General features: G+C 28.8%; 10 protein-coding genes. 5 read left to right on the forward strand and 5 right to left on the reverse strand.

What is annotated here, in order from left to right:
• Positions 1-2: 2 nt before the first annotated feature.
• Both H9W90_RS13545 and H9W90_RS13550 read left to right on the forward strand, forming a co-directional pair.
• On the forward strand, positions 3-2,999 hold the full coding sequence (locus H9W90_RS13545; protein ID WP_187482115.1) for an ATP-binding protein: 2,997 nt from the start codon (positions 3-5) through the stop codon (positions 2,997-2,999).
• Between the two features lie 9 nt (positions 3,000-3,008).
• Entirely contained in the window at positions 3,009-4,016 is a 1,008-nt protein-coding gene (locus H9W90_RS13550) for a mechanosensitive ion channel family protein (protein ID WP_187482116.1), read from the forward strand.
• An 83-nt stretch (positions 4,017-4,099) separates the two neighbouring features.
• Here the strand turns inward: H9W90_RS13550 and H9W90_RS13555 are convergent, their stop codons facing one another.
• The 3 genes from H9W90_RS13555 to H9W90_RS13565 all read right to left on the reverse strand — a co-directional run bounded on the left by H9W90_RS13555 (position 4,100) and on the right by H9W90_RS13565 (position 6,113).
• Positions 4,100-4,609, reverse strand: a complete 510-nt coding sequence (locus H9W90_RS13555) for a mechanosensitive ion channel family protein (protein WP_187482117.1) — start codon at positions 4,607-4,609, stop codon at positions 4,100-4,102.
• A 5-nt stretch (positions 4,610-4,614) separates the two neighbouring features.
• Positions 4,615-5,124, reverse strand: a complete 510-nt coding sequence (locus H9W90_RS13560) for an acyl-CoA thioesterase (protein ID WP_187482118.1) — start codon at positions 5,122-5,124, stop codon at positions 4,615-4,617.
• 77 nt (positions 5,125-5,201) lie between these two features.
• On the reverse strand, positions 5,202-6,113 hold the full coding sequence (locus tag H9W90_RS13565) for an HU domain-containing protein (RefSeq protein ID WP_187482119.1): 912 nt from the start codon (positions 6,111-6,113) through the stop codon (positions 5,202-5,204).
• A gap of 94 nt (positions 6,114-6,207) precedes the next feature.
• Between H9W90_RS13565 and dprA the strand changes: the two genes are divergently transcribed.
• Both dprA and H9W90_RS13575 read left to right on the forward strand, forming a co-directional pair.
• Positions 6,208-7,308 carry a DNA-processing protein DprA gene (gene dprA, locus H9W90_RS13570; protein WP_187482120.1) on the forward strand — a complete coding sequence of 367 codons (1,101 nt, stop codon included), beginning with the start codon at positions 6,208-6,210 and terminating at the stop codon, positions 7,306-7,308.
• Positions 7,309-7,369: 61 nt separating this feature from the next.
• Complete coding sequence (locus H9W90_RS13575; protein ID WP_187482121.1) at positions 7,370-8,437, forward strand: hypothetical protein; 1,068 nt, start codon at positions 7,370-7,372, stop codon at positions 8,435-8,437.
• 237 nt (positions 8,438-8,674) lie between these two features.
• Here H9W90_RS13575 and H9W90_RS13580 read toward each other — a convergent pair whose 3' ends face one another.
• Positions 8,675-9,532 (reverse strand): DMT family transporter, encoded by an 858-nt coding sequence (locus tag H9W90_RS13580; RefSeq protein ID WP_187482122.1) that lies wholly within the window; start codon positions 9,530-9,532, stop codon positions 8,675-8,677.
• Positions 9,532-12,861, reverse strand: a complete 3,330-nt coding sequence (gene mfd, locus H9W90_RS13585; protein ID WP_187482123.1) for a transcription-repair coupling factor — start codon at positions 12,859-12,861, stop codon at positions 9,532-9,534. The genes H9W90_RS13580 and mfd overlap by 1 nt, the downstream gene beginning before the upstream one ends.
• A 135-nt stretch (positions 12,862-12,996) precedes the next feature.
• On the opposite strand from mfd, the gene H9W90_RS13590 reads away from it, so the two are divergent.
• Positions 12,997-13,542 carry a hypothetical protein gene (locus tag H9W90_RS13590; protein WP_187482124.1) on the forward strand — a complete coding sequence of 182 codons (546 nt, stop codon included), beginning with the start codon at positions 12,997-12,999 and terminating at the stop codon, positions 13,540-13,542.
• The last annotated feature ends 1 nt before the right edge of the window (position 13,543 follow it).

Consider the following 13,543-nt stretch of genomic DNA (forward strand, 5'->3'; position numbering starts at 1 on the left):
TAATGGAAGAAATTATTTTACAACAGAAGAACACCATAGTAACTTTATTCAATGAAAAGTTACTGTCTGTTTTTTTAGAAAAAATTACAGAGCATCATAATACGATGCAAAAAATAGAGAATCTTCAAAAAAATCTCATAGGTAAAACCTTTACAAATGAAGAGGAATCTGTTGCGGTAGAAACCTTATATGCATACAAAAATGAATTAGAAAACATAGTTTCTAGCTATTTCCTTTCTATAAATTCTGATGAGGTAGTTTCATTTAACGATTATTATTCGTGTTTAGATTCACATTTAGAAACGTTAGAAACCTCTATAAAAAGAATACAAGATAGAGAAAGATTTTTTGGTTTAGAAACAGATTCTAAAGCACTAAAATTTAGAAAAGGAGTTAAACGTACATTGTTTAATGTCTCCAAAATTCCTTTAAAAACAGCAAATGTTTTTAGAAAAAATAAAAAAGAAGTTATTTTTTGGGAACAAGAAATTCCTTTTAAAAATGTTACAGCATATTATTTTAAAAGTGAGCTTACAAAAAATATAACAACAGTTCTAGATGCAGTAAATAAAGAAATATCAGAAATTACAAATGCTTATTGGCAAATAGATAATGCAATTGATGGATCTATTGAACTTCTTTTATCAGATAAAAAAGAAATAACTTTTTCTGATGAATTATTGGTTAATTTAAAGGATTTGCCAACTTTAGAATCGAGAATCGAGCAGCATAAAATAGCTTTTACAGAAATTTTTGAAGCGAATGCTTTAAGATATACTGAAGCATTATATAAAGCAGATACTTTTGAGTTGTCTGCCAATTTTTTCAACACGAATAATATTGAAAGCTATCAAAAAGAAGTTTTCGAGAAAAGCCAGAAAGAAGGAAAACTTTGGCAAAATACATTTAGTGTTTTAGAGAGCGATTGGGAATTAGATATCGAAATATTTAAAATAATTTTTAGTGTAATTTTTAAGTATGATGTTTTAGAAAACTCCATTGATAAACGTTCTAATGTTATTCAAAAAGAATTAGACTGTATTAAAAAATACTTATCTGATGTAAAGAGCACTATTTCAAAAGCAAAAACGAAAACAGAGATAAAAAGTACAGTTGTTAGCGAGTTAAAAAATGTAAAGAAGAACTTCAAAAAAATTATTGAAGAAACCACAATTCGTATTACAAATCAAGAATTACCATTACAAATTAATCAATTTGAAGAAAATGTTTTACAAGTTTTAAAAACACTCTCTACAAAAAGAGCTATTAGTTCAGATATGGATATTAGTACTAAAACATCTAATTCATCTATAAATTATATTTCGCCCTACGAGTTAGTAACGTACCAAAGTTGGCCAAGTTTACTTACCAAAATTAAAGAAGCAAAAGTAGAGTTAAATCTAAAAGTAACTTCTTTTATAGACGATATTAATGCGTTAGCACAGGTAACAGAATTTAATTTAGAATCTGCATTATCTCTTTTCGAAAACGATTCTGACGATGTTATATCTACAGAAAACACACCAGAAAAAGTTGCTTTAGAGGGTTTAGATAGAAGTGAAGAAAAAATTGAAGAATTAAAAAATACACTAGCCAATTTAAATATTTCAAATGGTGAATTGTTGTTGCCAAGTATCAAAAAATTCGAAAAAAGTATTCTAGAATTAACAGATACAGAAAATATTTTAGAAATTAGATTGTCTATTGCAAAAGCAAAATCTATTGAAAAAAGTAAATTACTTAAAGAAAAAGTAATAAATAATGTTAAAAACTTTGTACCAATTGCAGTTAATTATACCAAGGATAAGTACACAAAATCTGCAGTACGTGTAAAAAATTTGTTAATTAGAACAGGTTTGTATAAAGAAATTGCAGATGTAAATAGCGATTTGTCTGACTTTTTAAAACAAGCAGAACAGGCTTTAGATGAATTACCTTATGTGTACCAACGTCTATTTCGTTCAGAAACTTTACAAAATGATGCGTTATTTATTGGTAGAACAGAAGCGTTACAAAATTTAAATACAGCTTATGAATCATTTGGTAAAAACCATTATGCAGCTAGTGTAATTGTTGGAGAAAGAGGTTCAGGAAAAACGTCTTTAATACATCATTTTTTAAGTCAACATAAAAAAATGCCAAAAGCCATTTTTTTATCATCAAAAGAAAATATTAGCGAACCAATTGAGTTTATTTCATTTCTAAATACTTCTTTTAAAAAAGATTTTAATACGATAGAAGAGTGGATTGAGTTTTTCAACACTGGAAAAAAGCGAATCATTATTTTAGAAGATCTACAATATTTATATTTTAGAAAAGTAGGTGGTTTTAACGTACTTCATTTATTGTCTAACTTAATTACTGAAACCAAAAAGAATATTTTTTGGATTGTTACTTCTTCTAAATATGCGTTTCAATATTTAGATAAATCTATACAAATATCAGAGCTTTTTGCATATCAAATAGAAATGAATGAAATTGATAAACAAACCATAAAAGAAGCTTTAATTAAAAGACATAAAATAAGCGGTTATAATTTATATTTTGAACAACCACCAGCTGCTTATTTAACCAAAAAATTTTTAAAATCACCTGTAGAAGTTCAGCAAGAAATTCTAAAAGAAGAATTTTTTAGTGATATTAATAAAATTGCACAAAGTAATTTTAGAATTGCTTTTATGTATTGGATTCGTTCCACTGTTAAAGTTTCTGGAAGTACCATTTATATGCGTTCTTTAAAAAGTATTAATACTTCATTTTTAAACAAATTATCACCAGTTAAATTATTGATGTTAAATAGTATTTTATTGCAAGAGAGGTTAACTATAGATGATATTGTAACTCTTTCTAGCTTAAATGAGCAACATACAAAAAACATAGTACACGCTTTATACGAAAAAGGATTATTAACAATGGAGAATGAAGAGTTTTACACGATAAATATCTTTTTATATCGTCAAATTACCTCTTTATTAAAAAGTAAAAATGTGATTCATTAAATAGATAACATGAAAAAAATAATTATCATATTCCTTTTTATTTCTGTCAATTTAATGGCAATACATAAAAATAATACTGCTTTTTCTTCAATTCAAACTTCAACTATACAGCAAGTAGATACTTTAAAAGTAGATTCTCTGAAGGTTAATAATATTGTAAAAGCAGCAGCTAAAAAAGAAGTAAAAGCAGAAGTAAATAATACTAAAGATAAAATAGTAAAAAACTTAACTCCACCACCAATTTGGGAATTCTTTTCCGCAGGAAAAATTATTTGGGCAATTATATTTATTATTATTGGCTATTTATTAATAAAATTTACTGTTAAGTTATTAGAACGTTATGCAGAAAAGTTTACAAACCAACGTATTACTATAAAAGGAATTATTCCTGTAGTTAAGATTTTTGGTTGGATTTTTATCATCGTTTTAATTATTGTTGGAATTTTTCAACCTCCAGCAGCAACGTTAATTGCAGTTTCTGCTTCTTTAGGTATTGCAGTGGGTTTTGCATCACAAGATATTATTAAGAATATTTTTGGCGGAATTATTATTTTATTAGACAGACCTTTTACGGTTGGTGACAAAATTGAAGTTGGTAGTCATTATGGCGAAGTTGTAGAAATTGGTTTGCGTTCTATTAGAATTGTAACTGCAGATGATTCTTTGGTAAGTATTCCAAATGGAGAATTAATGAACCAATCTGTGTCGAATTCTAATACAGGTGAAGCCAATTGCCAAGTTGTAGCAGAAATTTATTTACCAATTACAGTAGATACAAAACGAGTTAGACAATTAGCAAATGAGTCTGCACAAATATCTAAATACATCTATTTAAATAAGCCTATTTACGTTTTATTTTTTAATGAGGTAAAAGAAGGTCGCTCGTATTTAAAAATGCGTTTAAAAGCCTATGTTGTAGATATTCGTTACGAATTTGCTTTTAAAAGTGATATGACAGAAATTGTAATAAAACAACTTTTAGAACAGAATATTATTGACCCTAAAGATTTAAGATAAGTTCTAGATTAGAACTTTTAGTAACAAAAAAGCCAGTGAAATTTTCACTGGCTTTTTTTATGTAATTTATACTTAACAAAGAATTAATTGTTCTCTGGTTGTGGAGAATATTTTATGTTTTTTTGAAGAATTATGGAATTCGGTAATGTAATTAGTTCTTTCTCTGGTGTTTTTAAAGTGATAAAAAAAGCACCAATATCTCTAATTTCTCCTGTTATATTATTGTCTTTTTCTAAAACGGTAATAGAATCTCCAATTTTTACAGGGTAATTTACAAATAAAATAATACCAGCTGTAATGTTAGAAAGTATAGACCATTGTGCAAAAAATGCAATTCCTAAAATGGTTAAGAAAGAAGAAACATAAACTAGTAATTGTTTTTCATCTACTCCCCAAATAAAAGCCACAACCACAATCACAGTTACATAAATGAGAACTGTAATTATTTTATTGGTAACTAATATTCTTGCTTTTTGAAAACCAAACTTTAGTTGAATTTTTCTTAAAGAGTTAGTTATTATCCAACGTGATGTAATAGATACTACAATTACAAGAATGGTTCCAATAAATTTATAGTGATTAAAAAATTCCATAATAATTAATTAAATAACGCTTTCAACTCTGTAGCTTCATTAGGTTTTAATTTACCTGCTAAAACCAAACTTAATTGCTTACGTCTTAATGCTCCTTCAAAACGTTCTTTTTCTAATGCTGTTTCTGCAACTATTTGTGGAATCTGTACAGGTTTTCCTGTTTCATCTACAGCAACAAAAGTATAAATACCTTCGTTAACTTTAGTTTTTTGCCCAGATTGTCTGTCTTCAATCCAAACATCAACATAAATTTCCATAGAAGATCTAAATGCTCTAGATACTTTAGCTTCAACTGTAACAACACTTCCTACAGGTACAGATTTATTAAATGCAACATGGTTTACAGATGCTGTAACCACAATTCTTCTAGAATGTCTTCTTGCAGCAATACTACAAGCTCTGTCCATTCTGGCTAATAATTCTCCACCAAAAAGATTGTCTAAATAATTAGTATCTCCAGGTAAAACTAAATCGGTTAAAATGGTTAAAGAATCTTTGGGTGTTTTTGCTTCCATCAAAAAATAAATTTTGTGTAAAGATAATTAATCACTTCGTTAAAAGAGATGTTAAAATTGATAAAGAAAAAGGATAATTAATCTACTTTTTTAACTAATAACCAAGCATCTTTAGAAACAGAATCTTGAATCTTGTAAAGGTTGTTAATAGCATCATTTCTATCGGAATAACTATTAAAAGTAACTTGTGTTAAACCCCATTTGTTAACGCCAATTACTTTAGCATCAAAACCTTTGGATTTTAACTGATTTACTTTCTTTTGTGCATTCTCTGGAAATTGAAAAGCACCAGCAACAATATGATATGGTTTTGCAGTTTCTTTTACCACATTCAACTCAATTGTTGGCAGCGGATTAGAGATTACAAACGTTGCAGATTGTATCTTTTTTTCCAAATCTTTTTGCTGATTTGCTAAAACTTCTTTTTGCTCGTTTTGTTGATAACCATTGTAACCAGCAAAACCTAATGTTAATAAAATTGCCGCAGTTGCTGCATATTTTATAAAAGCAGGAACACCTTTTTTCTCTGTTGTTTTAGCAGCAGGAATTAAAGGTTTCACTTGTTCTTTGTATCTTTTTATTGATGAAGATTCTACAGAAGATAAACCAAAAGATGTTGTTAGATAATTTACAGCAGTATTAGGTTCAAAAACAATTTGGTTCTCTTCATTTAAAGATAAAAAACCAAGATTATTTATTTCTACAGATTTAGATTGTAACTCATTTTGCCATTTAATAACAGACAGAGAAATGGCTGTAGAAGCTTTATCGAAAGAGATATTTTCAGAAGAAGCAATATAATTAGCTAACAAACCATCATTATGTTTTAACAAACTATTAAACGTAATTTGTTTTGTTGGCGGATAAAAAGTGTTTGTATCACTATTTATTTTTGCACCAATTTTATTGGTTACAAATCCTCCAAAATCTGGTACAATTACGCAATCGTATCTGTATAATAAATCGTTTATGTAGTTGGCTAAAATCATTGTAACAAATATATAAGTTTTGGGGTTTCACAAAAGAAAGTTCTCTAAAAATTATCAACAATTTTTTTATATCTTGGTTGTCAAATTGTTATCTGTGGAAGAAGAAAAATTATTGGCTATTTTGCGTTTGCAAAAATCGAAAGCAGTTGGCGATATTTTAGCGAAGAAACTCATTGTAAATGTGGGAGATGTCTCTGAAATTTTCAATGAAAAAGCCACAACTTTATCAAAAATAAACGGAATAGGAAATCACGTTTTAAAACATCTTTTTGATACAAAAAACGTCAAATCTGCAGAGCAAGAACTAAAATATATTCAAGATAATAAGATTGATTATTCTTATTTTCTGGATGATGATTATCCAACCAATTTGCAACATTGTATCGATAGTCCAATTTTATTATTTAAAGATGGAAATATCGATTTTTCGAATGATAAAATCATATCAATCGTTGGTACAAGAAATATGAGTTCTTATGGACGAGATTTTTGCAACAAATTAATTGACGATTTAGCAGAACACAATCCAATTATTGTAAGTGGTTTTGCTTACGGAGTTGATATTTGTGCTCACAAAGCAGCTATTAAAAATAAGTTGCAAACGATTGCAGTTTTAGCTCATGGTTTAGAAGAAATTTATCCTAAAGTTCATAAAAAATACATCAACCAAGTAAATGAAAATGGTGGATTTCTAACCGAATTTTGGCACGAAGAAACACCATTAAGAGAAAATTTCTTAAAACGAAATAGAATTGTTGCAGGGATTTCCAAAGCAACAATAATCATAGAATCTGCAGAAAAAGGAGGTTCTTTAGTAACTGCAGACATTGCAAATTCTTACGATAAAGATGTTTTTGCAGTTCCAGGAAGAACAACAGATATTTACAGTAAAGGTTGTAATAATCTCATAAAAAATAACAGAGCACAATTATTAACATCAGCAAAAGACATTGTAAAAATGCTGAATTGGGATATTCAAGAAAAACCCAAAGTAATTCAGAAACAATTATTTGTGGAGTTGAATGAAAACGAGCAAAAAATTTACGATTTGTTACACCAAAAAGGACAACAATTATTAGATGTAATTGCTTTGGAATGTAATATTCCTATTTATCAATTATCATCTATTTTATTACAGATGGAAATGAAAGGGGTTTTAAAACCTTTACCTGGAAAATTATTTGAACTGATTTAAATAATTCGTTTTAAAATAATCCTTTAATTATTCTTATTTTTGAGGAAAATCAATAGAAAAGATGGCAGTAGAAAAAAAATTGATGTCTAAGAAAAAACCTTCATTTCCCATAAATGAAATGTTGCATGCGTATCTAAAAAACTACAATAGAAACATGAAAAATTCTATTTGTTATGACGATTTGCTGCGTTTTCAAGGCTCAATAACCGTCTATGATAAAAATGACGAAGACACACTTTGGATTCGTACCTATTATTCAGATTCCGATAGGAGTGAGATAGATAAAAGTTTAAAAAAAGTCTATACAATGTTGCATTCAGATGGAAATGACGATGCAATACCCTTTTTAAATGTAGATGCTATTGATTATTGTACGTTTGGTAATTCGAAACCATTCAGAATAAAAATTAGAAATATTTTAAATGATAATTTCACCTATTTTTATGTAAAAAAGGCGGATGCTTCTAGAGTTTATGGTTTGGAATTAGAACATATTCTTTCTCCTCATAACATGAACTTTCTGGTTTACAAGGACACTTTAATAGAAGAACATATTGCAGGAATTCCTGGAGACGACTTTATGCGAGATTTCTTGCCACATTGTACAGAATTAGAAAAATCTCAAATCGCCAAAGAATTTGTAAAATTTAAAGAACGTTGTTTGGTGCGCTTGTTGGGTGATATGCGTTCTTACAACTATGTAATTACACCAACGCACGATTTCGACCATATTATTTATAAGATTAGAGCCATAGATTTCGATCAACAATCTTTCGAAGGAAACCTAAAAGTTTATAACTTACAGTTCATGAAAGAGAACTTTAAGATGATAGAAATGGTTGGTAAAAAACTAAAAAACAATTCCATAAGACAATATAAAATAGAAGAACGTTCTTTCATGGCAAAAAGGATGATTACTGCGCCAAGAAGAACTGCACGTTTGATAAAATGTATGAAAGCAGACACGATTTCTTTCCCAGAAAACGTAGAGCTTTTAAAATCTCATTTAATAAAATATGTGGGAGATGTAAAGTTTAAAGATTGCGAAAATATGGGCGAAATTCTCGAAACAATTCTCGCGTTTGTAAAGCGTAACTATTTAGATATTAGTAATAAAGAGTTGTTTTAATACCAAGTGTCTTTTCGTATCATACTCAATTTTTTAAATTCACATTGTCATTCCTGTAAAAACAGAAATCTATACTTCGTTTTTAAGAAACAACTTTATTTTTTTGAAGCTATTTCCAGCTTTCACTACTCGCTTTTTTTATTCTGAAAAAGAATAAAAAAGAGCTCAAACAGACCGTTCAATCTGGGCTAAACTTGTTTGCTGGCTTTTTGTGTTTTTAGTAAGGTGATTTTAAATCTATTTCTTACTTCTAAAACTCTCAATAATAACAGTTAATAAAATTAAACTTCCACCAATATAAGTTGCTTGATTAGGTATTTCACTCAAAATAAAATAAGCAATTATAATTCCAGATATTGGCTGAATACTACTAATAATACTTGCTGTAGAAGCCGAAAAATGTTTTAGAGAATGCACCAACATTGTATGGCCAATTGCTGTTGTAATTAGCGCTAATAAAATTATATATGGTAACTGACTTTGAAAATTAGACAAATCGCCAAAAAATAATACAGGAAGCAATAAAACACTAACAATTAAAGTCTGATAAAACATTAACATACTTCCGTTATAATTTCCAATATGTTGTTTTAAAATTAAGATTCTAATCGCGTAACAAAAGGCAGAGATAACACCTAAAAGTATTCCTTTTAAATCGGAGTTTTCTAAATTTAATTCTGGTGTTAAAATATACAAGCCAGTTAAAACCAATAATCCTAAAAAAATATGAATTGGATTAAATTTCGTTTTTATAAATAGCGGTTCTAAAAAAGCAATAATCACTGGAAAAGTATATATAGAAAGCATTCCAATAGCAACATTAGATAGCTTTAATGCATAGAAATAAGTAATCCAATGTGCTGCCATTAAAAAAGCACTTATTAAAAAAGGAGTAAAATTTTTTTGCTGTTTTATCTGTAAATCAACCTTTTTAAACTTACAGTAAATAAATAGAAAGACACTTGCAAAAATAGAACGAAACCAGATAATTACTTCTGGAGACATGTTTATATATTTCCCTAAAACTCCAGAAGTGCTTATAAAAACAGTTGCTAAAAGTAAAAGAGATATATTTTTTATATGTGAGTTTTGCATTATATTTTTTGTAAAATATTCAATCCAGTTTTCACTGAATCTATTCGAATAAAAGTGATTAATAATCGCAAACCGTTTTTAGTTTCTTTCTCTTTCATAACACAACTTTTTGGGTTTTGCTGCACATATTTTAACATGCGAGAAAAAGCTTCAGTTTGGTAAAAATCACTTTGTTGATTCGAAACAAAATAGCCAAGCATTCTTTTTTGTTTCAGAATAATTTTCTCTAAACCCAATTCTTTTGCCAACCATTTTATTCTTACAGAGTCCAACAAATCTTCAACTTGCGTTGGGAATTCGCCAAACCTGTCTGTAATTTCTTTCTCAAAAGTTTGTAATTCTTCCTCTTTTTCTAAGGTTCCTAATTTGTTGTATAAAGCCAATCTTTCTGTAATTGAATTCACATAATCATCTGGAAAAAGTATTTCGAAATCGGTATCTATTTGTACTTCTTTTACATATTCTTTTGGTTTGGAATTATCTGTTGGATATAAATCTGCAAACTCATTTTCTTTCAATTCTTCAATGGCTTCTTGTAATATTTTCTGATACGTATCAAAACCAATATCATTAATAAAACCACTTTGTTCACCACCTAATAAATCTCCAGCACCACGAATTTCTAAATCTTTCATGGCAATGTTAATTCCACTTCCTAAATCAGAAAATAAAACCAAAGCCTCAATTCTTTTTCTGGCATCATCTGTCATCATATGATAAGGTGGAGTAATAAAATAACAAAAGGCTTTTTTATTAGAACGACCAACTCTACCACGCATTTGATGTAAATCAGACAAACCAAAATTATTCGCATTATTAATGAAAATGGTGTTTGCATTTGGCACATCTAATCCACTTTCAATAATTGTTGTAGAAACCAAAACATCAAATTCATTGTCCATAAAACCGAGCATTAAACCTTCTAGTTTTTTGCCTTTCATTTGTCCATGACCAATGCCTATTTTTGCAGAAGGAACCAATCTTTGTAACAAGCCAGCAACTTCTTTTATATTTTCTATTCTATTATGGATAAAGAAAACTTGGCCTCCTCTTGATATTTCATACGAAATTGCATCTCGAATTACTTCTTCCGAAAAACGAATTACATTACTCTCAATTGGATGTCTATTTGGTGGTGGTGTTTTTATTACAGATAAATCTCTTGCAGCCATTAAACTAAATTGCAAAGTTCTTGGAATTGGAGTAGCAGTAAGGGTTAACGTATCTACATTTTCTTTTAAAGTTTTCAGTTTATCTTTTACAGCAACACCAAATTTTTGCTCTTCATCAATAATTAAAAGTCCTAGATCTTTAAACTTTATTCGTTGATTTGTTAGTTGATGCGTACCAATAATAATATCTACAGAACCATCATTTACACCATCTATTGCAGCAGTTTTTTGTTTTGCAGTTCTAAACCTGTTTAAATAATCTATTTTAATTGGAAAATCTTTTAATCTTTCAGAAAAAGTCTTAAAATGTTGAAAAGCCAAAATAGTTGTAGGCACTAAAATTGCGACTTGTTTTCCATTATCAACAGCTTTAAAGGCAGCTCTTACAGCAACTTCTGTTTTTCCAAAACCTACATCACCACAAACCAATCTATCCATTGGTTGCTCTTTTTCCATATCATTTTTTACATCTTGTGTTGCAGTAAATTGGTCTGGAGTATCTTCATACATAAAACTACCTTCTAATTCATGCTGAATATGTGTATCTGGTCCAAAAGAAAACCCTCTTTGTAATTTTCTTTTTGCGTATAATTGAATTAAATTAAACGCAATATGTTTAACTCTTGCTTTTGTTTTTTGTTTTATTTTTTTCCAAGCGCCAGAACCTAATTTATATATTTTTGGGGCTTTTCCATCTTTCCCATTGAATTTAGAAATCTTGTGAAGAGAGTGAATGCTTACATATAGAATATCACGTTCGCCATAAACCAACTTAATGGCTTCTTGCTTTTTACCTTGAACATCAATTTTTTGCAACCCACCAAATTTTCCAATTCCATGATCCATGTGTGTTACATAATCTCCAATTTCAAGTTTATTTAGATCTTGAAGTGTAATTGCTTGCTTTTTTGCGTAGCCATTTTTCAATCTGAATTTATGATAACGTTCAAAAATTTGATGATCTGTATAACAAACTAATTTATTGTCTACATCTACAAAACCCTGGTATAATGGGAAAACGACAGTTTCGTAATGGACATCTTCATCTGCATCATCAAAAATATCATGAAAACGTTTTGCCTGTTGGTCGTTTGCACAGAAAATATAATTGGTAAAACCAGCTTTGTGATATTCTTCTAAATTTGCAATTAATAAATTAAATTGTTTGTTAAAAGATGGTTGAGGAATGGTATTAAAACTAATTTCTGCATCTTCTTTATTTTGATTTCCAAAATTCACTAAAGAAAATTCTTCAATCTGATTTTTTATAAAAGTTCCATCGCAAAATAATTCAGCAGGTTTCGCGTGTTTTATTTCTTTAGATAATTCGTTAAAAGCTTCTTCTGCTTTTTGATAAAATTTATCTAAATTTCCTGCCAATAAATCAAGGTTTTTTGAAAAAACAACCGTTTTATCAGCAATATATTTTAAGAAACTTTCTCTACTTTCTTGTAAAGTTTTATTTTCTACATTTGGCATGATAGAAACCTTCTTCATCTTTTCTTTAGAAAGTTGCGTTTCTACATCAAAAGATCTGATACTATCAATTTCATCACCAAAAAACTCAATTCTGTAAGGCTCCTCGTTCGAAAAAGAAAAGACATCTATAATTCCTCCACGAACAGAAAAATCTCCAGGTTCTGTAACAAAATCAACACGTTTAAATTTGTATTCAAACAAGACTTCATTCACAAAATCGAGTGATAAATTTTCGCCAACAGTTACTTTTAATGTATTTTTTTCTAACTCTTTTTTAGTAACTACTTTTTCGAAAAGTGCTGTTGGATAGGTTACAATTATTGCAGGTTTTTTACGAGAATTTATTCTGTTTAAAACTTCGGATCGTAATAGAACATTGGCATTATCTGTTTCTTCAATTTGATAAGGTCTTCTATAAGATCCTGGATAAAAAAGCACATTTTTATCACCTAAAAGTTGCTCTAAATCATTTAGATAATAAGCAGCTTCTTCTTTGTCATTAAAGATTAAGAGATAGGGTTTGTCTGCTTTTTTAAAAGTTTCTGAAATAACAAAAGACAACGAAGAACCTACCAAATTCGATATTTGAAAATGGTTGTTTTCTTGTTGAAGGGCTGTAACAATCTGCGAAACATTCGCAGATTTTTGGTATTGATTTACAATGTTTTGCTTGCTCAACTCACTAAATTTTGTACAAATGTAAGGTGTAAATCAATAAAAACCCATTAAGAATTTTGTTTTCTTGAAGATTACAATATATTTGTGAATTATCAGTTTAGTAAACATATAATCAATCCCCTAACGAAAACGACAATGAAATTTAAATCTTTAATAATAATATTTTCCTTTCTTACATTATCAATAAGTAGTCAAAATAGTGAAAATAAATGGACCTTTGGAGTAAGTCTTGCATCTGCACAGTATAGTACTGATTTTCAAGCGAAAGCTCTTGGAGGTCAGTTTATTTATCAATCTCCAAGATTTAATATTTCTAAATATATGTTTGCAAATATTACTTTAGATGGTGGTATCTCTACATCAATTGGAGATACTCAAAAATATACAACTTTCGATGGGACATTACGCTATGATTTTGGTACTTCAAATAATAATGTAGTTCCATATTTGCTTCTTGGTGGAAGTATAATTAGTGCAGACAGACCAACACCAACATTAAATTTTGGTGCAGGGAATACCTTTTGGTTTTCAGAAAACTACGGTCTTAATTTGCAATTTATGTATAAATATTCTCAAGATAAATTTGAAAGCCAGTTTTCTCATATTTATACTTCTGTGGGTTTGGTATATAGTTTTGGGTCTAGATCTATGTTTCCAAGACTATGGAATGAAAATCATTAAT

Source organism: Polaribacter pectinis (assembly GCF_014352875.1).
Taxonomy (GTDB): Bacteria; Bacteroidota; Bacteroidia; order Flavobacteriales; family Flavobacteriaceae; genus Polaribacter; species Polaribacter pectinis.